Source organism: Draconibacterium mangrovi, assembly GCF_010586825.1.
Taxonomy (GTDB): Bacteria; Bacteroidota; Bacteroidia; order Bacteroidales; family Prolixibacteraceae; genus Draconibacterium; species Draconibacterium mangrovi.
The window spans coordinates 833,903-856,873 of sequence record NZ_JAAAGB010000001.1; the positions used below are offsets into that span (position 1 = coordinate 833,903).

Below are 22,971 nucleotides of genomic sequence, written 5' to 3' on the forward strand. Positions count from 1 at the left end.
CGGGCTTCGGCTTTTACAAATTTTCAACCAACGAAAAAACCCGGGCACGCATTAAATCGAGCACAAAAACTTGTTGAAACCGCGATTCAAATTGTTCATGACTGATCTTATTCAACAGGTTGATATTTTTATCAGCCCGCAGACAATCTGTGGTTATTAAAAGCCAGTATTGTTGCAGCTGTTGTTTCTGATAGATTCGCAGTTTTTCATCCTTCTTGGCAATCGCCAAACGGATGTCGTCAACCACATTATTTGATATTCCCAGGTTATTCGAACATTCCCAGACCGACTCTTTAAGTTCCGGATGATGAGCGATCATTACCTGCTCCATCCCGACGGGTAAATCGGAATTTGTAAGAATTTTATGAAAAAAGGTTCCATCCGTTTTGCCTTCGATAGCAGATTTTATTGTTGCTACGGTTTTCGAGCGTACCATTAATTCGCGCTCAGGAGTGATTTGATGTTTCTCCGAAAACATAAATTTCACAAAAAGTTTCGCATCCGATCCTGCCTCAAAAAGCTCCCGCATATCCTCAACCAATTCGTTTCTGAAGTTAATCAATGATTGCACCTCTTCTGTTTTTGTTACTGCATTGGCGGGATTTAGCCGGGTGAGTTCAATTCCCAATTTGTGTGCATTTTTCATTTTCACTACAAAATCGGGCGACTCGGATGCCACAACTTTCCCTTTCGGAAATTCGGGATAGCAATCTCTAAAATAGTTCATCAATAAAACTTCCAGCTGTTTTTTAACTTCCTGCATTCGGCTATTAGGTGCTTGATTATTTTTCTGAAGTAGACTTTTGCATGAGATCGAACAGGTCGTTTACAATTGCATCGCGGTTAAAGTTTTGCCAGTAAAATATTTTACGACGGTTTTCCGGTCGATCAATCCAGCTATCTCCAACAAGTTTTGGGGCAGGTATTTCAACTTTTTCTCCCCAGGTTTCGTTTTTTAAAACAGCAAGTACAACCATATCAAATAAGGAGCGTGAAGGTGGATTTCCATACATTTCTGCTTCTTCGAAAAGATTGGCAGAATAATCGCCAAAACGATTAAACTCACCACCATGTCGTCCCGTAATCGTATGGTGCGAAAGCGGCCCTTTTCCTTTCATATTCCGATTAATTTCCTCACGAACAACAGCTACGGCAGCAGTTCCACTTGGTTTACCATAACGCACTGTGACCATTTCAAATTCAACTCCCGACTGAAGCACAGGATTTACGGCAGTGGTATCGTTCTCGAGGTTATATTCGCCCGGAGCGGGGTAATTTCCTCCCAACCAAACAACCCGAACCTTATCAACAATTCGTGGCTCTTTTAAAATGGCCAGCGCAATATTGGTTAGTTTTCCAACGGGCACCAACACCAGCTTTTCATCTTCAACCTTCATCGCTTCCTGAATTATAAAATCTACGGCGGGTTGTCCATCGAAGCTATTTTCAGAAATGTTTGGAGCAATTTCAGTATAACTTTTATCTGCTCCCATATACAATGGCACTTTGTTTTCAAGATTAAAGAGTTGAATTATACGCTCTGCCTCATCATATTGCCCCTGTATTCCATAGCCGTTTCGGGTATTATTAACAGTGACACCAACAACGTCAAAAATATCTTTGTTTAAAAAAGCATAGGCTAAAGCGTGCTGATCATCCAACTCGTTGTTGGCATCCGTATCAATGAGTATTTTTATTTTGGGTGATTTATTCTCTTGATTAGCTCCACAACTTAACAGAAAGTATGAAAAAGCTAAAAAAACTAAAATAAACTGAAGAGTTTTATGCATCGTTTTGGTATTAATTATTCACAATAAACATGCATTAAAGATATCAAAATATTAAAGTATAAATGAGAGTGATTTAATATTCAAAAGTTCCGGATTTTTTCAAAAACTTTCAACCAAAAGCAAAATCTGGTGTTACATTTCAATAAAATATAAAATTTATGTATCAAGGACTATTACACGCACATAACGGATTTCGCTGGTTGGTTTTAATCGCGCTTTTATTTACAGTATTGCTTGCCATAAGCGGTGTAGCAAGTAAACGTTCATGGGGCCGGGCCGATAACCTGTCGGGATTAATACTGGTTATGATAATGGATATTCAGTTTCTGGTGGGAATTGTACTTTATGCCTTTGTAAGCCCTATTACCAAAGCGGCATTTGCCGATTTTGGAGCTGCCATGAAAAACAGCGACCTGCGTTTCTACGCTGTAGAACACATTCTGTTAATGATTATTGCACTTGCACTGGTACACATTGGCAGGGCAAAAGCGAAAAAAGATGTGACTCCGCTTAAGAAACACCGGTCAGCGGCAATTTTTTATGGTCTGGCATTGGTGCTGATTTTGGCAGCCATTCCGTGGGACAGAGCTTTGTTTTAACCAAAGTCGAATAAAAAAAAGGAGCATCGTACTGAGTACGATTAAAGAATAACACATGCGTGAAGCATCGTACTGAGTACGTTTGAAGAAAACTACGAGGGTGAAGCATCGTACTTAGTACGTTTGAAGAAAAACGCGTGGGTGGAGCATCGTACTCAGTACGTTTGAAAAAAACTGCGTTGGGGAAGGATCGTACTGAATACGTTTGACGAAGAATAACGATACGGAGAATAAAGTGTATTAATAATATAAAAGGCTCCCTGTTCAATTGCCATTTCAAAGTTTGTAATTTTGGAAATGTTTAGCCAATAAAAAAGGCTGCAAGAGATAAACTCCTGCAACCTTTTAAGCTTGGTTCAGCTTGTGCTTTCGCACCTGTTTTTTTACCGCTACCTCTTTGCCCCTACGGCATATATATCATCAATTAAGTGCTGGTATTTTACTGCTACGGCATTTCGTCTCAGTTTCAGTGTTGGCGACAGTTCGCCCGAAGTTGGAGTCCACTCTTCGTGCACCAGTCGTATACGGCTGATTTGCTCGTGCGATCCCAGCGTCTTGTTAATTTTTGCAACTTCTTTTTGTAATTTCTGAATGACTTCCGGAAGCTGAATCAACTCTTCATTGTTCTCGTAATGCAGTTTGTGCTCTCCCGCCCAGTCGTGCAGAATTGGAAAACACGGAGAAATAATGGCGCTTGCAAATTTTTCGTTGGCACCAATTACCATCACCTGCTCAATCAGCTCAGATGTTTTCAACTTGTTCTCGATCATCTGAGGAGCAATATATTTTCCGCCCGAAAGTTTGAAAATTTCTTTTTTACGATCGGTTATCTTCAGGAATTTGTCGTCAACCAACATTCCAATATCTCCGGTATGGAACCATCCGTTTTCATCAATCACTTCGTCGGTCAGTTCCGGAGCCTTGTAATAGCCCATCATTATTCCGGGGCCTTTACACAAAATCTCGCCGTCGGGTGCAAATTTCACATCGAAACCTTTCAGAATCGGGCCAACAGTTCCAACCATCATTTCCATTGTAGTTGGATTGTTTACAGCAATTACCGGCGAAGTTTCGGTTAATCCGTAACCTTCGAGCGTAGTAAGTTTTGCCATACCAAACAGGCGGGCAATTCGCGGTTGAAGGGCAGCGCCTCCCGAAACAATATAAGTGATATTTCCCCCAAGAGCTTCTCTCCATTTGGAATAGATTAGCTTGTCTGCCACTGAAATTTTCAGTCGCATTAAAGGGCCATAATTTTTGTTGTATTCAAAATGACGTGTCAGATTCAGTGCCCAGAAATACAGTTTCTTTTTAATACCGGTCAGCTCTTTTCCTTTGGCCACAAATCCATCGTAAACTTTTTCGAGCAGGCGGGGAACCGAGTTAAACATATTTGGTTTCACCTCTTTAATCGACGAAACAATCTGCGCCAGGTTGCCCACATAATAAACCCCCATGCCCCGGTACTGAAAGTGGTAATTCACACTGCGTTCGTAAACATGGCAAAGTGGCAGAAAACTCAAAGCTCTGTGCTCAATTCCCAGGTCGTGCAGTTTTGCATGCTCGGTAAAATTCGATACCAGATTACGGTGACTCAACATTACTCCTTTGGGTACGCCTGTAGTTCCCGAGGTGTATATAATCGTTGCCAGATCTTCCGGCTTAACATCGTTTTTAATGCTTTCAAGTTCGGAAGAAAACTCTTCTCTTTTTGACTCGCCAAGTTCAAGTATCTGCTCATAATGTTTTGCTCCTTCCACTTCTTCGAAGGTGTAAACAGCATCAACGCCATCAATCATATTGGCCAGTGGACACATACTCTGGAAAAGCTTTTTATCGCCCGCCAGAATAATTTTCACCTCGGCATGTTTTAATATGTACTTGTACTCATCGTCGCCCAAAGTTGGGTAAATAGGCACATGCACAAAACCACCCATTGCCAGGCCCATATCGGCAATATTCCACTCGGGGCGGTTGGTGGTAACCGTAGCCACTCTATCGCCGCGCTTTAAACCCAGGGCCATGAGGCCAAGTGCAAACTGGTGCGATTTTTCGTAATATTCTTTGGTTGAATAAGTGTACCATTTACCATCTTTTTTACCGGCAATGGAGTCTTCACGGGGGAATTCTTTTAATGCGCGTTCGAGAACATCAAAAGTACGTGTAACTGTCTGTCCCATATTTCAATTTTAAAAACTTCGAAATATAAGGCTTTTGTTGTTGGTTGATTTACAAAGCGATTATGCTATTTTTCAGCCCTTTACTATTTATATATATTCTAAATAATTTTAATTATCTGTAAAACAATAAATTAAAACACCGGCTATCGACTTTCAGAGCCTATTGTTCCAAAATTTCATTTAGCCGGGCACTATTTCTCTTACTCGGTTTCAGCTTGTTGAGCCTGATATTTATTGTCTTTTACATAGGCCCAGATTATTAATCCGGCCAGCACCAAAATTGATGCGGGAACGGCAGGATCAACCCCATCGGCAACTCCTTTTCCGTACGAATGTAAGCCTGACAGGTAATAGTTCACACCAAAATAAGTCATCAGTACCGAGGCAAAACCAAGTATCGATGCAAAATTATAATTGAAAACACCTTTTAACGACGGAATCAATCGCATGTGTACAATAAACGAATAGATGACCACAGTAATCAATGCCCAGGTTTCTTTGGGGTCCCAGCCCCAATAGCGGCCCCAACTTTCGTTGGCCCAAACTCCACCAAGGAATGTTCCGATGGTAAGAAAATACAAACCAACCGTTGCCGACATTTCGTTAATGGTTGTTAGCTGCTCGATAAAACCGTTTACTTTGGCCTCATTCGCTCCTCTTCGTAAAACAATCAAAATCATTACCAAAACACCAAGGAACATACTCAGCCCAAGAAATCCGTAGCTTGCAGTAATGATGGCCACGTGAATAGCCAACCAATACGATTTAAGTACCGGAACCAGGTTTGTCACCTCCGGATTCATCCAACTAAGGTGAGCCACAAACAGCGCAATACCGGTTAAAAATGCAGCAGTACCTATTACCATCGGGTATTTTCGGCCAAATATAATTCCGGCCAGCATGGTTGCCCAGGCAACGTACACCACCGATTCGTATCCATTACTCCATGGTGCGTGACCCGAAATGTACCAGCGTACAATCAAACCAACCGTGTGCACCATGAACAGGATTAATATGAATCCGAAAAATGATATCCGCAGAAACGACGGCAACTGTTTTTGCCTGAAAATATTTATAAAAAGTACCGTTAACAGCAAAAATCCAAACAACAGATAATACGGGAATATTCGTTTAAACGGATTTACTTTATTAAATAGAATTTCAACGTTTTTCTTTTTATCGCCGGGTAAAAGATCAGCTCCGTATTTCACCTGGAAATTATCTACTGCCTGTAATACCTGCACGGCGTTGGTACTTTGGTTTTCAGTAATCGACTGCAACAGTAACTGGAATCCACTTTGTATAAAAATGGAATCGCCATCGCTATATTCAGCAGCAATACTTCCGGGAGCATACCAGGTATCCTCCACTCTTTCGCACGGGAACAGATGGAAAATAGAGCCCTGAAATACCATAAAACAGATATTTACACGCTCATCAACATTGATGTATTCTTTATCCATACGATTGCGCATTCCGGGAGCTTTGGCATAAGCCGCGCGCACTGCATCCGCAATTTTATAATTTCCGTTTGCATCAAAAAGCGACTCAACCGTAATGTATTTATTCTGTGCACCGAGTGCCCCTTCCAACGATTTATCGGCTACCTTGATAATAGGCATCGATTGCCAGATTTCGGGATATGCCATCATACTCAGCACCACGCCATCGGCCGACAGACCGTACAACCCTGATTTACGGCTTATTTTGCGAACAATCTCACCCGACAGCGTCGACACCGGCTCAATTCGCCCATCAACACCCTGTACCCACAATTCGCTGAATTCTTTTACAACCTCCTTGTCAATTGGCGGAATTCCGGCCCCAAGACCACTTTGCGCCGATGCTGAAAAAGCCACACTTCCTATTAGAGCAATAAGCGCGATTACTTTAACCGAACTGGCTTTTAACTTTTTGGCCAGATACTGGAAATAAGAATTTGGATTTATCAGCGACATGATACAACCAACAATGAGCAATAAATAACCGAGGTACGAAATCCACGTTCCCCAGAAGTCGTAATTAACGGAAAGTATCGTGCCTTGTTCGTCCCTGTCATACGATGATTGAAAGAACTTGTAGCCCCGGTGGTTCAGCGTGTTGTTCATGAAAATGCGAATATCTTCGTTAATGCCTTTTTCCTGGTCCACCAAAACAACTTCGGAAGCAAACGACGACGGAGAGTTAGATCCCGGGTAATGCTCCAATTGAAAATCCTTTAAGTGAATGCTGAACGGAACCTGTAATGGCAATGCACCATAAGCCAGTTTTAGTGTGCCGTTGCCCAAAGGAACGCGCACAGTATCGGGGCGTTGCCCCGAGTGACCAAACACCGGAACATTTTGCTGGCGTATACCATCCGAAACCTGTATCATCACTGCATCTTCACCAGTTTCCATCTGGCTTTTTACTGCGGTAAATGTGGCACTCGGCAGAAATTTACGGATCAAAAAGCGGAAATTGTCATAACCATACAAAAACATAGGTTTTACCGGAATTGTATCTCCCGGCGATAAATCGACTGTTTCCTGTGTAGCCATGGTCGTTTCTTCCAGTTTCGCATGAGAGGTCATAAACAAGGCCCCATCCTGCATGAAAAAGTTGATCACTTTTTCGTCATCAACCTCAAAACCGGCTGAAAAACCGGGGTAATCAAGCACATCTCCTTCTTTAAACGAAAACGACTGCATACCCTGTGTTTCGGGTGCCGAAAACACAAAATCGATTACCGGCTCACCCGAATCCGAAGCAATGGCTTTCTGTTCTGCATTTTCGATAAAACCTACCGCTTTTACTTTTACCGATTTTCCGTTAACATCAAATTTTGCAGAATACTGTTTGGGCGTTATCTCTGAGAATCGTACCTGCGAAACCTCTTTCTGGTCTTCATATCCGGCATAAAAATAATCGTTGGTCGAAAGAATATAGTCAGCACTTTCACCTTCGCGAATATGCATTACGCCCTCAAAACTTATAAAACGCGTAACAGCGCCTCCCAGTATCATCACCAAAAACGACACGTGAAAAATGCCGAGCGTATAACGCCGGTTGGTGAAAAAACGGTAACGAAACATGTTTTTGACAAGGTTGAGTGCAAACAGCCCCCAAAGTACCTCGAACCAATGCGTGTTGTACACCAATGCACGGGCAGTTGGCGTGCCGTAGCTGCTTTCGATAAAGGTGGCAACAGCCATTGAAAAAGCAAGCCCAAGAAAAATAAATGCCGCGAACGGCATGGATGTTATAAACGCAAAGAATTTCTTCATCTGTATTTTTTCAATTTAGTTTCAAGTCTTTTTATAATATCAATTGGTATAACCATTTCCTTACAAAATAGTTGCTGAAAATAATCCTTATTTAGAACAATTCAAAAAAAAGAGCCGAAACAAAAACCCCTTTGGTATTTTTTTAGCAGATTATGGGAACCGAACGAAGCAGCAAGATTTTGCCTCGTTCTCTTATTACATAGAACCCGGATCACAAATAACAAAATGACAGAAAACGGGCGAATATCATCCTTTCTACACTACAAAACATTCGTCCTACACATGCAGGACAAGACAAATGTAACGTAGGAGATGAAATTTCCGGTGTAGGACGACTTTTTAATGATGTAGGAGCGGTTCTATTCGGTGTAGGAAGACAACTTTTAATCGTAGGAGACCATTTTGCGAATGTAGGACGGCCATTTAGGGTCGGAGGAAACCCTTTTTTAACCTGCGGACAAGCCAACAGGAAACTAAAAGACCTTCAAGGTTTTGGAAACCTTGAAGGTCTTTGTAAGCAGCGGTTAACCCGCAAATCTGCGAGAATCAGCTAAATCAGTGTCATCAGCGTTCCATTTTCATCTTACTGCAAAAACGACAGTGCTTTTTCGATAGCTGCCTGCAAACCGTCAACATCTTTTCCGCCGGCAGTTGCATAAAACGGCTGGCCACCGCCGCCACCTTTAATTTCTTTTCCGGCTTCGCGAACAATCTGTCCGGCATTTAAACCTTTATCAGCAACAATATTATCCGAAATCATTACCGTTAAATTTGGTTTGCCGTTTATGTCGGCACCAATTACCAAAAACAGATCATCAACCTCGCCTTTTAGCTGGAAAGCCAAGTCTTTTACCAACCCGGCATTATCGATAAGAATTTTATCGGCGATAATATTTACACCGTTTTCGTTTAACACTTTGCTCTTCAGGTTGGCTTTGGTCATTTTCAAACTCTCCTGCTGGAAAGCCTCAATTTGTTTGCTCAACTCGCTATTTTGCTGCAACAGTGTAGTTACACTTCCCAAAAGATCTTTCGAACCTTTCAGCGTTTCTTTTATGTTGTTAATCAACGCCAACTGATCGTTAATGTATTTCTCAGCGCGATCGGCAGTAATTGCTTCAATCCGGCGAACACCGGCAGCAATAGCACTTTCCGATACAATTTTCAGCATACCGATCTGTCCGGTTGCCGCAACGTGTGTTCCTCCACACAATTCAACCGATTCGCCAAATTTAATTACCCGAACCGCCTCGCCATATTTTTCGCCAAACAACATCATTGCACCCGATGCTTTAGCTTCTTCAATCGGCATTTCGCGGTTTTCTTCTTTTACTGAATTGGCGCGAATTTTTTCGTTTACCAGTTTTTCAACCGCAGCAATTTCCTCATCACTCATTTTCTGGAAATGCGAAAAGTCGAAACGCAAATGATCGGCATTTACCAGCGATCCTTTTTGCTCTACATGCGTACCCAACACCTCGCGCAATGCCGCATGCAGCAAGTGCGTTGCTGTGTGGTTATTGGCAATGTTTGTTCTGCGTTTGGCATTTACTACCGCGAAAAATGTTTCTTCCGGATTTTCAGGAAGCTCGTTTACCAAATGAACGGTGAGGTTATTTTCCTTTTGTGTATCGAAAATCGATGTTTTTACACCGTCGAATTCAATATAACCGGCATCGCCAACCTGACCTCCCGATTCGCCATAAAACGGTGTTTGATCGAATACCAGTTGGTAAAACGCTTTCTTCTTCTGTGTTACTTTGCGGTAACGGGCAATTTTAATTTCGGCTTCCAGCTTGTCGTAGCCTAAAAATTCGGTCTTCTCAATTTTGCGCAATTCCACCCAATCATCCGTTTCCTGAGCAGCCGCATTACGCGAGCGATCTTTTTGAGCCTGCATTTCTACTGCAAAACCTTTTTCGTCAACACCCAAACCATTTTCACGGGTGATTAACTCGGTAAGGTCGAGCGGGAAACCAAATGTATCGTACAATACAAAAGCATCTTTTCCGGCAATTTCTGTTGCGCCATCATTTTTTGCTTTCGAAATCATATCGTCAAGTAACCTAATACCAGTTGAAAGGGTACGCAGGAACGACTCTTCCTCTTCTTTAATCACCTTTTCAATAAGTGTTTGCTGGCTAACCAATTCAGGGAAAGCATCTCCCATTGTATCTTTTAGTACGTCAACCAAACGGAAGATAAAGGCATCTTTTAAATCGAGGAAAGTGTAACCGTAACGCACGGCACGGCGCAAAATACGGCGGATTACATAACCGGCTTTATTATTCGATGGTAACTGACCGTCGGCAATGGCAAAAGCAACCGCACGAAGGTGGTCGGCAATTACACGCATGGCAATATCAACCTTTTCGTCTTCTCCATATTTTTTGTTACACAACTTGCCAATTTCGGCAATTGTACTTTGGAAAACATCGGTATCGTAATTCGACTGAACGCCTTGTAAAACCATACACAAACGCTCGAAACCCATTCCGGTATCAACGTGTTTGTCAGGAAGGTTTTCTAACGAACCGTTTGCCTTACGGTTAAACTGAATAAATACCAGGTTCCAGATTTCAATCACCTGCGGGTGGTCCATGTTTACCAAATCGCGCCCCGGCACTTTTGCACGTTCTTCTTCCGAGCGAATATCAACGTGCACCTCCGAACATGGTCCGCAAGGTCCGGTATCGCCCATTTCCCAGAAGTTATCTTTTTTGTTACCGTTCAGAATGCGTTCTTTTGGAAGGTATTGCTCCCAGTAACCGGCAGCTTCATTGTCGCGTTCCTGGTTATCATCGGCGCTTCCTTCAAAAACGGTAGCATACAAACGGTCGGCATCAATTCCCATACGAGTTACCAAAAACTCCCATGCCCAGTCGATCGCCTCTTTTTTAAAGTAATCGCCAAACGACCAGTTTCCCAACATTTCGAACATGGTGTGGTGGTATGTATCCAAACCAACTTCTTCCAAATCGTTGTGTTTCCCGGAAACACGCAGACATTTTTGCGTATCGGCCACCCGCGGATATTTTACCGGTTCGTTACCCAAAAACTGGTCTTTAAACTGGTTCATCCCCGCATTGGTAAACATCAGCGTCGGGTCGCCTTTTACAACCATCGGTGCAGAGTTTACAATCTGATGTTCTTTCTCGGTAAAAAAGTCGAGAAAAGCCTTACGTATCTCTTTAGAAGTCTTCATTTTCCGTCTGTATGATTTATCAATTCGTTAAAAATATTTAATGCAAAGAAAACAAATTCATTAATTATGAGTTATTTACTTACCTTTGCCGCGTGAAAAATCACGTTTTATTAAATCCATGCAAAGTTATAGGATTTAATGAATCAGCATTAATAAAGAGAAAAAACCGGCCTTTTATATGGCAAAAAAGAAATATAAATTTAACCCGGATACGCTCAGTTACGAGAGCGTAGGATTAAGTTGGAAAGCCAAAGCAACAAAAATACTCACCTATTTTTCGAGTAGTCTGGCCTTGGCTATTGTAATTACGCTAATCTTCGTAAATTTTTACGATACGCCGCGATCAAAACGATTGATGCGCGAAAACAAGCGATTGCTTACCCAATACGAGTTGCTTTCAAAAGATTTGGATAAAGTAGCCAGTGTATTGTCGGAACTGCAACAACGTGACGATAATATTTACCGTGTAATTTTTGAAGCTGAGCCAATTCCGTCAACAGTAAGAAATGCAGGATTTGGTGGAGCGAATAAATATTCGGAGTTGGAAGATATGGACAATGCCGAATTGGTAATTGCCACAGCACATAAGTTGGATGTAATTTCGAAACAGGCGTATATCCAGTCGAAATCGTACGACGAAGTGCTGGAACTCGCCTTGAACAAAGAAAAAATGCTGGCTTCGTTACCGGCAATTATGCCCATTACCAACACCGATTTAAAACGTACTTCAAGTGGATGGGGCTACCGTGTTCACCCGATTTATAAAGTGCGGAAAATGCACTGGGGACAAGACTTTACGGCTCCTGTTGGAACCCCGATTTATGCCACCGGCGACGGAAAGATTATCGATGTTTCAGGTTCAAAAAGAAACAAAGTTGGGTTGGGCCTGAACATAAAGATCGATCATGGATATGGTTACGAAACGGTTTACGGTCACCTGAATGAATTTAATGTAAAACGTGGCCAGCAGGTAAAACGCGGCGACATTATTGGTTATGTTGGAAATACCGGCGGATCAACTGCACCACACCTGCACTACGAAGTGCACAAGGACGGGAAAAAAGTAAATCCTACCTACTACATGTTTAAAGACCTTACACCACAGGAATACGACAAGATGATTGCGATTTCGTCGAATATCGGTCAGTCGCTTGACTAACGGATTAGCGATTAATAATAAAATATTGAGCTTCCATCGGTTTATTCCGGTGGAAGTTTTTTATTCTCTGTACGTCCGTACTTCAAAAAATCATTCACTCTTTTGTCGCAGCTTTAAAATCTTTTATCTTGCATCTAAATTATTAGCGCGTGCCATATAAAAAGCCCAAAATAGAAAAGATGTTGTACTCCATTGGCGAAGTAGCCGATATGTTTGGCGTAAACGTATCGCACATTCGGTATTGGGAGAACCAGTTCGAGGCACTGAAACCGGTAAAAAACAAAAAGGGCAACCGCCAGTTCACGCCGAAAGATCTGGAGACGATCCGGATGATACACCATTTGGTAAAAGAACGCGGATTGACAATTGATGGCGCAAGAAAAAAGTTAAAAGAAAATCCGGAAGACACCTTAAACAATTTCGAGGTGATTAAACGTTTACAGGATATCAGAAAAGAACTAATCGCGATTAAACAAGGACTTGAGGAAAATGAAAATTAAAGATATTACCAATTTTTTGGAAGATCTTGCACCTTTAAAATTGCAGGAATCGTACGACAATGCCGGGCTAATTCTTGGCGATAAAAACGCTGAAGTATCGGCGGCCCTGGTTACGCTCGACGTTACCGAGGCGATTGTTGATGAAGCAATAAAAAGAAAAGCCGGATTAATTATTGCCCATCACCCCATTGTTTTTTCGGGATTGAAAAAAATTACGGGTAAAAATTACATTGAGTGCACGCTTATAAAAGCCATAAAACACGATGTGGCCATTTACGCTGCACACACCAATCTCGACAGTGTTACAGGCGGAGTAAACGGAAAGATTTGCGAAAAACTTGGTTTGGAGAACTGCAAAATTCTTCAGCCCGCCGGAGGTCTGCTCAAAAAGCTGGTAACTTTTGTTCCGGTTGATCATGCCAATAAAGTTCGCGAAGCTGTTTTTGCTACCGGAGCCGGACAAATCGGGAATTACGACTCGTGCAGTTTTAATGCGCATGGACAAGGTACATTTCGTGGAAGCGACACCTCCAACCCTTTTGTTGGGAAAAAAGGCGAACAGCATTACGAAAATGAAATCCGTGTTGAAACGATCTTTCCCGACTACCTTCAGGGAAAAGTTATAAATGCCCTTGTTCAGGCACATCCGTACGAAGAAGTTGCTTACGATATTTATTCGCTCGACAATAAATTCGATCAGATTGGTGCCGGCATGATCGGAACCTTACCCAAAGAAAAAAGCGAAACTGCTTTTCTGCGTCAACTGAAGAAAACTTTTAACACTAAAATCATCAGGCACACGGCTTTACTCGACAAGAAAGTAAAGAAAATAGCGGTTTGCGGAGGGTCAGGTTCATTTCTGTTAAACCAGGCGATTGCTTCGGGCGCCGACTTCTTTGTTACCGGCGATTTTAAATATCATCAATTTTTTGATGCCGAAAATAAAATAGTTATCGCCGATATCGGACATTTTGAGAGCGAACAGTTCACTAAAGAACTTTTTTATGAGTTACTTACGAAAAAATTCCCTAAATTTGCAATCCATTTATCAGAGGTGAATTCCAACCCGGTTTTTTACTTCTGATTTTTATGTATATAAAAATATTACGAGCATGAATGCACCATATTCAAGGCAAGAAGACAAAGACATTTCAGTAGAAGAGAAATTACGCGCATTGCATGAGTTGCAGAGTGTTGTATCTGAAGTTGATAAAATAAAAACCCTAAGGGGTGAACTTCCTTTGGAAGTTCAGGACCTGGAAGACGAAATTGCCGGTTTAAAAACCAGGTTAGTAAACCTTGATGACGAGGTTAAAAATCTGGATACTTCAATCAACAACAAAAAAATTGCGATTAAAGATTCGCAAGCGTTGATTGTAAAATATACCGAACAGCAAAACAACGTTCGCAACAACCGCGAATTCGACTCGCTTTCGAAAGAAATTGAATTCCAAAACCTGGAAATCGAACTTTCGGAAAAACGAATTAAAGAGTTCACGGTAGAAATGGCTCAGAAAAAAGAAGCCATTACAGCATCGAAAGAACAGTTGAAAGAGCGTGAAGAAGATCTGGATAGAAAGAAAAACGAACTTTCTGAAATTACTGAAGAAACCAAGATCGAAGAAGAAAAGCTGAGAGCGAAATCAGAAAAGATCGAGTCGTTTATCGAGCCTCGTCTGTTGGGAGCTTTTAAGCGTATTCGTAAAAATGCACGCAACGGTTTGGCCGTAGTTACTATTCAGCGTGATGCTTGTGGTGGTTGCTTTAACAAAATTCCACCTCAGAGACAGTTGGATATCGCCAGCCGCAAAAAAATTATTGTTTGCGAATATTGCGGTCGTATTTTGGTTGACCAGAATATTAACGTAGTTGAAGATATTGCTGAATAAGCATTAAGATATTGATTAAAAAATAGCCGGTTCAAGATTTTTGAACCGGCTATTTTTTTGTAGGACGTATTTAAAAGGAATACTTAATATTTCGTCCATAAAAAAATCCCGGCGTCCACTCCGGGATTTTTTCTTCATTGCATCTATGCTTCTTTTGATTGACTCTGTTATTAAGAGTTTGTATAAAACGGGTTTGTATGTTACAAATATAGCTGATACGATTGTGCCCCGGCATTATTTTTTGCCTAATCAAAGTCGACAAAAGCAGTATTTATGCATGATGATTTTCGAAACTGGCAACACATGCATACTTAAAACCGGGGTTATAAATGCCTAACACCGACTACCAAAATCCTTAAAAGAAAAAAGCCGCTCCTCCAGAAACGACTTCATCAAATTTGAACATTGTTGTTTATGTAACGAAAAATGAATTTCTTTTACCAGCTTCCACCGGCGCCTCCGCCGCCAAAGCTTCCGCCACCAAAACCACCGAAGCCTCCGCCTCCGAAACTTCCGCTTCCCGACGAAAAGTTTCCAAACGAGCCTGACGAACGATGACTACCCGACATCATTCCCATGGCTAACCAGAATGGCAAACTTCTGCCCGGTGAATAGAACCGTCCTCGCCGGCGTCTTCCGAATAAGGCTATCAGCAAAATAAAAAAGATGATCCCAAAAGGAATTCCGGCACTGCCGCCGGCGTTTACCTTTTCCTGGTAATTTTCTGCGGTATATTCGCCACGGGTGATATCCATAATTACGTTTAGTCCTGCTGCTAAACCACCGTAATAATCATTCTCCTTAAAGCGGGGAATCATTTCCTCGTTAACGATTGTGGTATTCAAAACAGCATCGGGCAACACGCCTTCCAGCCCGTAGCCGGTTGCAATAAACACCTGCCCCCTGCTGTTACCAACTTTGGGTTTTACCAAAACCACCAAACCATTATCATTGCCTTTCTGACCAACTCCCCAGTTTTCGCCCAATCGTTGTGCATAATCCGCACGATCATATCCTTCAAGGTCAGGAACAGTTACCACAACTATTTGTGTCGAGGTTTTTCGGGCAAACTGTGCCAAGGCATTTTCCATGTTTTGCTTTTCGCCATCGCTTAAAATATTGGCAAAATCGTTTACCAAACGTGCCGGTTGCGGACGTTCGGGTATTTGTGCCAAAACACTTGTGGCGCTTAGGATAACTGCAAATAGTAATATTATTGTTTGTTTCATAATTTTCTAAATTTAACCCCTCTGCCATCCACCCGCTTTCCGTACAAGGGGAGAAAAAGCGGAACAGTGATTTTTATTTTCCAAACGAAATCTCGTCTGATAATTCATTCACATCATCATCCTGATAAGGGAAATGTGTTTTTAATTGTTCGCCTGCCATAATAATTCCATCGGCCAGAGCTTCGGCGTACTTACCCTCTTTTAATTTGGCAATAACCACTTCTTTGGTACTTTCCCAGAAATCGTCGGCCACTTTTTGGTTTATTCCTCCATCACCCAAAATGGCAAACTTTTTATCCTCTACTGCCAGGTAAAAAAGAACGCCGTTGCGTAATTCTGTTTTGTGCATTTCCAACTTCTCGAAAAGGTAAGCGGCACGATCCAACACATCGCCTTTACAGTGATTTTCTATGTGTACCCTTATCTCTCCAGAGGTATTGGTTTCAGCCACGCGAATGGCATTGGTAATTTGCAGTTTTCCTGCTTCGCTAAAATATTTTTGAACTCCCATAATTTCGTTTCCTTTTTGTAATTACCGCATTTGAAAAGGATGCTATCTCCTTCACTTGCGAGCTGCTGAATCCGTCAGCTGACGGTCAACATGTCGTTCTTCGCAAAACTATTAAAACTGTACTTCAGGAGCTTGTTCTGCACCTTGCTGCGCTTCGAAATAGGTTTTCTTTTCGAAACCAAACCAACCGGCATAAATTACCCTTGGAAATTTCCGGATATAGGCGTTGTACGATTGTGTGGTTTGATTGAATTTACGACGTTCCACCGCAATTCGGTTTTCCGTGCCTTCGAGCTGCGCCTGCAACTCCATAAAATTCTGGTTGGCTTTTAAATCCGGATAACGTTCAACAACTACCATTAACTTACTTAAAGCAGAAGAAAGTCCTTCCTGCGCCTGGTTAAATTGTTGAAGCGACTGTGCATTTAATTTTGTTGGATCGATATTCACCGAAGTAGCTTTCGAGCGTGCCTCAATAACGCCTGTCAGCGTTTCCTGCTCGTGCTCGGCATAACCTTTTACGGTATTTACAAGGTTCGGGATCAGATCGGCACGACGCTGGTATACGTTTTCAACCTGCGCCCACGAAGCAGTTACCTGCTCATCCATTTCCACCATTTTGTTGTAACCACAACTCGAAAATAAAACTACACTTACTAACGCTATTAATACAATTCTAAATCTTTTCATCTATTCAATTATTATTTGTTTTCCCTTTTACGTATACAATAACTGCAAATATTTTCAAAAGGTGTGAAATATCAGAAGTAAATTCGGGGAAAGGCGATAATTTGCCGTTGTATTTCGAAATATTTAAGATTAAAGCAGAGGCACCATGAATTTAGCAGATTTTAAAACAGCCATTCTACAAGGGATACCGGACAAACTTCCATTACCGAAAGCCTATGAAACCGAGATTAACCATGCCCCCAAAAGAAAGGACATATTATCGGCGAATGAAAAAAAGCTGGCGTTAAAAAATGCCTTGCGCTACTTCCCTGCAAAATTTCATAAGGTGCTTGCTCCTGAGTTTTTGAACGAACTGGAAACATACGGGCGTATTTATATGTACCGTTTTCGTCCCGACTATAAAATGTATGCACGCCCCATTGATGAATACCCGGCCAAATCGAAACCGGCAGCATCAATTATGCTGATGATACAAAACAACCTGGATTACGCCGTGGCACAACATCCGCACGAACTGATCACTTACGGAGGAAATGGTGCGGTTTTTCAAAACTGGGCGCAGTATCTGCTTACTATGAAATACCTGGCCGAAATGACCGACGAACAAACACTGGTGATGTATTCCGGTCACCCGATGGGCTTATTCCCGTCCCACAAAAATGCACCGCGCGTTGTGGTTACCAACGGCATGGTAATTCCTAACTATTCCGGCCGCGACGATTACGAACGTATGAATGCTCTTGGCGTATCGCAATACGGACAAATGACTGCCGGATCGTACATGTATATCGGTCCGCAAGGCATTGTGCATGGCACCACAATTACCGTTATGAATGCTGCACGCCTGCACTCACCGGGCGATTTTGGCGGAAAAATATTTGTAACCAGCGGACTGGGAGGCATGTCGGGAGCACAACCAAAAGCAACTGTAATTGCCGGAATGGTTTGTATTGTTGCCGAAGTGAATCCGAAAGCGGTGGAAGTTCGCCACAGCCAGGGTTGGGTGGATGAAGTTTATACCGACCTGAACGAATTAATCGCCCGTGCACTAAAAGCCCGAAAAAACAAAGAAGCCGTTTCAATCGCATACCAGGGTAACATTGTTGATTTGTGGGAAAAGCTGGCTGAAGAAAATATTCCGGTAGAACTGGGATCGGATCAAACATCGTTGCATAATCCGTTTGCAGGAGGTTATTACCCGGCCGGACTGAGCTTTGAGGAATCGAATAAAATGATGGCCGAAAATCCGGAACAGTTTCAAGAAGAAGTTTATAAAACCCTGCGCCGACATGTAGCTGCAGTGAATAAACTGACTAAAAACGGCATGTATTTCTGGGATTACGGCAATGCCTTTTTGCTGGAAGCCAGTAGAGCCGGTGCCGATGTTACAAAAATCGATGGCGAATTTAAATACCCATCGTACGTTCAGGATATTATGGGACCACTGTTTTTTGATTATGGTTTTGGCCCTTTCCGCTGGGTGTGTACTTCGGGAAAAGCAGAGGATTTGGAAACTACGGATAAAATTGCAGCAGAAGTTTTAACTGAAATCGCTGCCACTGCTCCAGATGAAATAACCGGACAAATGAAAGACAATATTCACTGGATAAAAGAAGCCGGGAAAAACAAATTGGTGGTAGGTTCGCAAGCGCGGATTTTATATGCCGATTGTAACGGCCGCACAAAAATTGCCAAAGCCTTTAACGATGCTATTGCCGACGGACGCATCTCTGCACCCATTGTTCTGGGGCGCGATCATCACGATGTTTCTGGTACTGATTCGCCGTACCGCGAAACTTCAAATATATACGATGGCTCATCGTTTACAGCCGATATGGCGGTGCAGAATTTTGTTGGCGACGGTTTCCGTGGCGCTACATGGATTTCGTTACACAACGGTGGTGGTGTTGGCTGGGGAGAAGTTATAAACGGTGGCTTTGGAATGACCATCGATGGATCGCCCGAAGCCGAAGAACGTCTGAAAATGATGTTGCACTGGGATGTAAACAACGGCATCTCGCGCCGCAGCTGGGCTCGAAACAAACCGGCACGTTTTGCTATTGAGCAGGCGATGAAAGATAATCCTGAGTTGAAAGTTACACTACCAAATGAAGCCGATGATGCTTTGCTGGATCAGCTTTTTTAAAAATCCTTTTTTCTGATTCGCGCAAAATGATTTATCTTACAGCATATTAAGGATAAATCTAAAATGCCCGATCTACCAAAACCCAACCAATGCCCGGCCTGCCAATCTTCGGCTATTGACAATTATTGCAGCAATTGCGGGCAAAAGATCTACAACAAACGTTTTACACTAAAAGGCTTTCTGTCTGTAGTTGGTGTTGCGTTGAACCTGGAGAGAGGATTTTTTTTCACCCTGATTTGGATGTTCCGAAACCCGGGAAAAGTTATCGACGATTACCTTAACGGACGAACCAAACCATACTTAAATCCACTCAATTACCTTCTTATCATTTTTGGGATTTACGCATTTATGATACTTTCGTTTAACATATACGACAGTAGTATCGAAACGACAAGTCACTTTCTGGGCACCGACCAAAGAAGCACATCTCCTGAAACTCTGGAATTTCAAAAGCGCTATATGGAGTTGGCAAGGAAATACATTAATCTGATCCCTTTAATAATGATTCCTCTTGCCAGCCTATTTTCGAAATGGTATTACCGTAGAAAGCAACTTTATTATGGCGAGCATCTAATAATTAATACATTTATTTTTGCACAAATTTTTGCTGTCTCAATAATTTTATCCGTCATAATGATAGCTGCACCTCGTTTACTGGCTATCTACCCTCTGCTTTCAGCAGGTTTAAGTGCCTCATATTTTACATACTCCTATTACCGCTATTTTGGCAAATCAGTATTTAACGCCTTTTTGGGAGCGATGGTAATGTATTTGGGCGGGTTTATTCTGCTATTGCTAATATTCACTATCGTTTTAGCAATTTGGTTACAAGTAAGGTCGTAACCGAAGCAAATCCTTTTAGAGCTACATGTTAAAATCTTCCGAATCAACCTTCTCATCTGAACTGAAAATAATAACATAATTGTAGAGATGAGTTTATCAATGCCGCAGAACACAAGTCAACTAACAATTTGTTAGACTTATTGCCGAGGGCACCGACACCAAAAATTATTTCGGCAGGCTTTTGCCCGCGGCAAAGGAAAGAAAAACTCGTTAGGCAAGCTTCTGCCATTGACAAAGGGTTCACTAAATACTTTTTATAGCTTTTGCCCGTGGCAATGGCATCGCTACCGGGTTTTTGAAGCTTTTGCCGCTGACAATGGTTTCAAAAAATGTTTCAGCATCGTTTTGCCACCGGCAACGCCATCAAAAATTATTTTTGGAAGGGTTTGTCCGCGTGCAAAGCGTGAACAACAGTAAATTGCGCCTACATTCCAGGAAAAATGCCGGTGCAATAAACTAATCAAAAAGCATTGAATAATACCGTGCTATCTCTTGTTGCAATTCATCAACCCCAAAAGCACGACTCTTACGAATAGTTTCACGGCCATCGAAAAAAACCACAATGGTAGGCGCAGTAAAAACGCTGTTCTGGGCAGCCACATCGGGCAACACATCCGATTTAATGTAAACCAGCTGCATTTTCGGGAAGTTGGCTGTTGCCATTTCCTCCACTTTTGGTTTTAGCACTTTACAAACCGAACAGGCGTCGGTTGAGAAATAAGCAAGAACGGCAGCCTGCTCTTCTTTCAGTGCAATAAACTCTTCTAATGATTTTATTTGTTTGAACATGGTACTGAATGCTTGATACTGGATGCCGGATATTTGATGCTGGATACTAGATGCTGGATACTAGATGCTGGATATTTCGTATAGGCTAATATGCCCCTATACTTAACAATACCAATGTGCAAGCTTCTTCGGCTTCAATTCCATTGGCTTCCAGTTTTTCGGCAAATTCCTGATTCTCTGTCCCCGGGTTAAAAATAACGCGTTGCGGATTCAGATCAATTATATCCGTGTAATACTCCGGTTGATGTTGTGGTCCCACATAAAGTGTAACAGTATGTATATCTTCCTTTTCCGGGAAAGCCGTTTCAATGGCAACATCGTCAACCAATCCTTTTCGTTTGGCTAGTGCTACCACCTCGTGTTCATTCCTTCGAAGGGCATGAATTGCTTTATTGGAGTATCGTGCCGGGTTTTCGCTGGCACCGATAACAAGTGTGCGTTTGCTCATTTACATACGTTTTAAAAGTACCACCGCATTAACCGACATTCCTTCTTCGCGGCCTTCGAAACCAAGCGTTTCAGTAGTTGTTGCCTTCACCGACACACGGTCGGCATCAATTTCCAGAACATCAGCCATACATTGTTCCATAGCCGGAATGTGCGGCTTCAATTTTGGTTGCTGCGCCTGCACGGTTGAGTCGATATTTACAATTTCGTAGCCCTTTTGTTTTACCAGCTCGTACGACTTTTTCAGCAAAATTTTACTGTCGATATTTTTGAATTCGGCAGCAGTATCGGGGAAATGTGTTCCAATGTCGCGTAATTTCAGCGCTCCCAGCATGGCATCGCAAATGGCATGTATCAGCACATCGCCATCCGAATGCGCAACGGTTCCCTTACTGTGTGGAATAAGAACACCGCCTAACCACAAGGTTTCTCCTTCGGCCAAACGGTGAACATCATATCCTTGTCCAATTCTGAAATCCATCAGCGTTGGTTACTAAATGCGTCAATATCAAACGCCAGCGAGAAACGCAGCGTATTTTCCAACGGGTGGTTACGTTGTGTTGGCAACAGGTACGAGAAGTCGAGTGCAAAAACGTTCATTTTTAAACCGGCACCTGCAGTAATAAACTGGCGGTTACCTTTATTTTCATTCTCGTAGAAATAACCGGCGCGCAAAGCAAACTGTTGGTTGTACCAGTATTCAACTCCTACCGACCAGGTAATTTCCTGCATTTCTTCTTTAAATCCGCCCGGCGCATCGCCAAACGATTTAAAAATACCTTCAATAACACCAATATCAGAACCAATTCCTCCGGAAATTACAGCACCATCATTATAAATAGAGTCATTGGGCGTTGGCACTAATAATTTATTGGCTTCAACTGCAAAACCAAACGAGTTATAATCGTCAAGTTCCATGGTGTATGATGCACCCAGTTTCAGCGTGGTTGGAATAAAGTCTTTCACCGTTCCATCCGTATAAGATATTTTTGAACCAATATTCTGAATATTAATACCGGCAGCGAATATATTATCCTGACGACCTGCGCTGAATTCGTTATAATAATAGAAAGCCACATCGGCCGCAAACGAGTTACCGGCTTGAGAAGCGACACCATTTACAAGTTGACCTCCGGTGAGGTCGGAACGAATGTAACGTATAGCAACCGCTCCCGAGAAAACATCACTCAACAAACGGGAGTAGCCAAAATCTATCGCAAATTCATTTGGATTTAACTGAATTCCCTGCTGTCCCTGATCATCCATGGTTAATATGTCGCCAAGTGCAAAGTAACGCAATGAAGCACTAAGTGCCTGTACATCATCCAATTTTTTGTATCCTGTAAGGTAAGCCAGGTTAATGTCATTCACCAGGTTACGCAACCAAGGCGAATACGACAAACCAACTCCCATTTCGCTCTCCATAAAAACATATTTTGCCGGGTTCCAGTGCTGCGAGTTTACATCGGCGGTGGTACCCACTCCGGCATCCCCCATACCTCCAGCGCGCGAATCGGGCGTAATTGCCAAAAACGGTACGGCAGTGGTTATAGTATTGGCACCGGAAACTGTCTGGGCCTTTACATTTTTACTTACCATGGCGACCAGAGCCACCACAAATAAAATTCGTATTAGTTTAATCATACTTTTAAAAATTGAGCGTGCAAAGATATAACATTTGTCTTTGCAACAATAGGTTAAATCTGTACCCAGAATTCTTTTTCATTC

19 protein-coding genes are annotated in these 22,971 nt (G+C 42.2%); 7 read left to right on the forward strand and 12 right to left on the reverse strand.

Translation table 11 applies throughout. The features are described from left to right. Positions 1–13 precede the first annotated feature (13 nt). Both G4420_RS03340 and G4420_RS03345 read right to left on the reverse strand, forming a co-directional pair. Positions 14–727, reverse strand: coding sequence for a hypothetical protein (locus G4420_RS03340; RefSeq protein WP_163322163.1), 714 nt, complete (start codon positions 725–727; stop codon positions 14–16). A 55-nt stretch (positions 728–782) separates the two neighbouring features. Beyond that, positions 783–1,790: a nucleoside hydrolase gene (locus G4420_RS03345; protein WP_163322164.1), complete on the reverse strand. Its 1,008-nt coding sequence runs from the start codon at positions 1,788–1,790 to the stop codon at positions 783–785. A 158-nt stretch (positions 1,791–1,948) separates the two neighbouring features. Here G4420_RS03345 and G4420_RS03350 point away from each other — a divergent pair, with 158 nt between their 5' ends. Next, on the forward strand, positions 1,949–2,389 hold the full coding sequence (locus G4420_RS03350; protein ID WP_163322165.1) for a cytochrome B: 441 nt from the start codon (positions 1,949–1,951) through the stop codon (positions 2,387–2,389). Positions 2,390–2,778: 389 nt separating this feature from the next. On the opposite strand, the gene G4420_RS03355 is transcribed toward G4420_RS03350, so the two are convergent. The 3 genes from G4420_RS03355 to alaS all read right to left on the reverse strand — a co-directional run bounded on the left by G4420_RS03355 (position 2,779) and on the right by alaS (position 11,040). Further along, complete coding sequence (locus tag G4420_RS03355) at positions 2,779–4,569, reverse strand: AMP-dependent synthetase/ligase (protein ID WP_163322166.1); 1,791 nt, start codon at positions 4,567–4,569, stop codon at positions 2,779–2,781. Between the two features lie 200 nt (positions 4,570–4,769). Then, positions 4,770–7,835, reverse strand: coding sequence for a cytochrome c biogenesis protein CcsA (ccsA, locus tag G4420_RS03360; protein ID WP_163322167.1), 3,066 nt, complete (start codon positions 7,833–7,835; stop codon positions 4,770–4,772). Positions 7,836–8,418: 583 nt separating this feature from the next. Further along, the gene (gene alaS, locus G4420_RS03365; RefSeq protein WP_163322168.1) at positions 8,419–11,040 is read right to left on the reverse strand and encodes an alanine--tRNA ligase; all 2,622 of its coding nucleotides are present in this window, start codon (positions 11,038–11,040) and stop codon (positions 8,419–8,421) included. A 178-nt stretch (positions 11,041–11,218) separates the two neighbouring features. On the opposite strand from alaS, the gene G4420_RS03370 reads away from it, so the two are divergent. The 4 genes from G4420_RS03370 (at position 11,219) to G4420_RS03385 (ending at position 14,588) form a co-directional block, all read left to right on the forward strand. Continuing rightward, positions 11,219–12,199 (forward strand): M23 family metallopeptidase, encoded by a 981-nt coding sequence (locus tag G4420_RS03370; RefSeq protein WP_163322169.1) that lies wholly within the window; start codon positions 11,219–11,221, stop codon positions 12,197–12,199. A gap of 149 nt (positions 12,200–12,348) precedes the next feature. Further along, entirely contained in the window at positions 12,349–12,699 is a 351-nt protein-coding gene (locus G4420_RS03375) for a MerR family transcriptional regulator (RefSeq protein ID WP_246241517.1), read from the forward strand. Next, positions 12,689–13,783 (forward strand): Nif3-like dinuclear metal center hexameric protein, encoded by a 1,095-nt coding sequence (locus G4420_RS03380; RefSeq protein WP_163322170.1) that lies wholly within the window; start codon positions 12,689–12,691, stop codon positions 13,781–13,783. Before G4420_RS03375 ends, G4420_RS03380 begins: the two co-directional genes overlap by 11 nt. A gap of 28 nt (positions 13,784–13,811) precedes the next feature. Further along, positions 13,812–14,588, forward strand: a complete 777-nt coding sequence (locus G4420_RS03385) for a zinc ribbon domain-containing protein (RefSeq protein ID WP_163322171.1) — start codon at positions 13,812–13,814, stop codon at positions 14,586–14,588. Between the two features lie 437 nt (positions 14,589–15,025). On the opposite strand, the gene G4420_RS03390 is transcribed toward G4420_RS03385, so the two are convergent. The 3 genes from G4420_RS03390 to G4420_RS03400 all read right to left on the reverse strand — a co-directional run bounded on the left by G4420_RS03390 (position 15,026) and on the right by G4420_RS03400 (position 17,018). Continuing rightward, positions 15,026–15,817: a TPM domain-containing protein gene (locus G4420_RS03390; protein ID WP_163322172.1), complete on the reverse strand. Its 792-nt coding sequence runs from the start codon at positions 15,815–15,817 to the stop codon at positions 15,026–15,028. A 73-nt stretch (positions 15,818–15,890) separates the two neighbouring features. Beyond that, positions 15,891–16,328, reverse strand: coding sequence for a TPM domain-containing protein (locus G4420_RS03395; protein WP_163322173.1), 438 nt, complete (start codon positions 16,326–16,328; stop codon positions 15,891–15,893). A 111-nt stretch (positions 16,329–16,439) separates the two neighbouring features. After that, complete coding sequence (locus tag G4420_RS03400; RefSeq protein WP_163322174.1) at positions 16,440–17,018, reverse strand: LemA family protein; 579 nt, start codon at positions 17,016–17,018, stop codon at positions 16,440–16,442. Positions 17,019–17,163: 145 nt separating this feature from the next. Here G4420_RS03400 and G4420_RS03405 point away from each other — a divergent pair, with 145 nt between their 5' ends. Next, positions 17,164–19,164, forward strand: a complete 2,001-nt coding sequence (locus G4420_RS03405) for a urocanate hydratase (RefSeq protein WP_163322175.1) — start codon at positions 17,164–17,166, stop codon at positions 19,162–19,164. A gap of 63 nt (positions 19,165–19,227) precedes the next feature. Further along, positions 19,228–20,007 (forward strand): DUF3667 domain-containing protein, encoded by a 780-nt coding sequence (locus G4420_RS03410; RefSeq protein WP_163322176.1) that lies wholly within the window; start codon positions 19,228–19,230, stop codon positions 20,005–20,007. Between the two features lie 456 nt (positions 20,008–20,463). Here the strand turns inward: G4420_RS03410 and G4420_RS03420 are convergent, their stop codons facing one another. The 4 genes from G4420_RS03420 to porV form a co-directional block, all read right to left on the reverse strand. Further along, complete coding sequence (locus G4420_RS03420; RefSeq protein WP_163322177.1) at positions 20,464–20,796, reverse strand: thioredoxin family protein; 333 nt, start codon at positions 20,794–20,796, stop codon at positions 20,464–20,466. Positions 20,797–20,881: 85 nt separating this feature from the next. After that, complete coding sequence (locus tag G4420_RS03425; protein ID WP_163322178.1) at positions 20,882–21,244, reverse strand: CoA-binding protein; 363 nt, start codon at positions 21,242–21,244, stop codon at positions 20,882–20,884. Then, on the reverse strand, positions 21,245–21,724 hold the full coding sequence (ispF, locus tag G4420_RS03430) for a 2-C-methyl-D-erythritol 2,4-cyclodiphosphate synthase (protein WP_163322179.1): 480 nt from the start codon (positions 21,722–21,724) through the stop codon (positions 21,245–21,247). After that, positions 21,724–22,887 carry a type IX secretion system outer membrane channel protein PorV gene (gene porV, locus G4420_RS03435; protein ID WP_204273580.1) on the reverse strand — a complete coding sequence of 388 codons (1,164 nt, stop codon included), beginning with the start codon at positions 22,885–22,887 and terminating at the stop codon, positions 21,724–21,726. The genes ispF and porV overlap by 1 nt, the downstream gene beginning before the upstream one ends. Between the last annotated feature and the right edge of the window lie 84 nt (positions 22,888–22,971).

What these genes read in the sequence shown, in the direction of transcription:
- G4420_RS03340 (WP_163322163.1), bottom strand. Translation starts at nt 727, where the DNA reads ATGAACTATTTTAGAGATTGCTATCCCGAATTTCCGAAAGGGAAAGTT.
- G4420_RS03345 (WP_163322164.1), bottom strand. Translation starts at nt 1,790, where the DNA reads ATGCATAAAACTCTTCAGTTTATTTTAGTTTTTTTAGCTTTTTCATAC.
- G4420_RS03350 (WP_163322165.1), top strand. Translation starts at nt 1,949, where the DNA reads ATGTATCAAGGACTATTACACGCACATAACGGATTTCGCTGGTTGGTT.
- G4420_RS03355 (WP_163322166.1), bottom strand. Translation starts at nt 4,569, where the DNA reads ATGGGACAGACAGTTACACGTACTTTTGATGTTCTCGAACGCGCATTA.
- ccsA (WP_163322167.1), bottom strand. Translation starts at nt 7,835, where the DNA reads ATGAAGAAATTCTTTGCGTTTATAACATCCATGCCGTTCGCGGCATTT.
- alaS (WP_163322168.1), bottom strand. Translation starts at nt 11,040, where the DNA reads ATGAAGACTTCTAAAGAGATACGTAAGGCTTTTCTCGACTTTTTTACC.
- G4420_RS03370 (WP_163322169.1), top strand. Translation starts at nt 11,219, where the DNA reads ATGGCAAAAAAGAAATATAAATTTAACCCGGATACGCTCAGTTACGAG.
- G4420_RS03380 (WP_163322170.1), top strand. Translation starts at nt 12,689, where the DNA reads ATGAAAATTAAAGATATTACCAATTTTTTGGAAGATCTTGCACCTTTA.
- G4420_RS03385 (WP_163322171.1), top strand. Translation starts at nt 13,812, where the DNA reads ATGAATGCACCATATTCAAGGCAAGAAGACAAAGACATTTCAGTAGAA.
- G4420_RS03390 (WP_163322172.1), bottom strand. Translation starts at nt 15,817, where the DNA reads ATGAAACAAACAATAATATTACTATTTGCAGTTATCCTAAGCGCCACA.
- G4420_RS03395 (WP_163322173.1), bottom strand. Translation starts at nt 16,328, where the DNA reads ATGGGAGTTCAAAAATATTTTAGCGAAGCAGGAAAACTGCAAATTACC.
- G4420_RS03400 (WP_163322174.1), bottom strand. Translation starts at nt 17,018, where the DNA reads ATGAAAAGATTTAGAATTGTATTAATAGCGTTAGTAAGTGTAGTTTTA.
- G4420_RS03405 (WP_163322175.1), top strand. Translation starts at nt 17,164, where the DNA reads ATGAATTTAGCAGATTTTAAAACAGCCATTCTACAAGGGATACCGGAC.
- G4420_RS03410 (WP_163322176.1), top strand. Translation starts at nt 19,228, where the DNA reads ATGCCCGATCTACCAAAACCCAACCAATGCCCGGCCTGCCAATCTTCG.
- G4420_RS03420 (WP_163322177.1), bottom strand. Translation starts at nt 20,796, where the DNA reads ATGTTCAAACAAATAAAATCATTAGAAGAGTTTATTGCACTGAAAGAA.
- G4420_RS03425 (WP_163322178.1), bottom strand. Translation starts at nt 21,244, where the DNA reads ATGAGCAAACGCACACTTGTTATCGGTGCCAGCGAAAACCCGGCACGA.
- ispF (WP_163322179.1), bottom strand. Translation starts at nt 21,724, where the DNA reads ATGGATTTCAGAATTGGACAAGGATATGATGTTCACCGTTTGGCCGAA.
- porV (WP_204273580.1), bottom strand. Translation starts at nt 22,887, where the DNA reads ATGATTAAACTAATACGAATTTTATTTGTGGTGGCTCTGGTCGCCATG.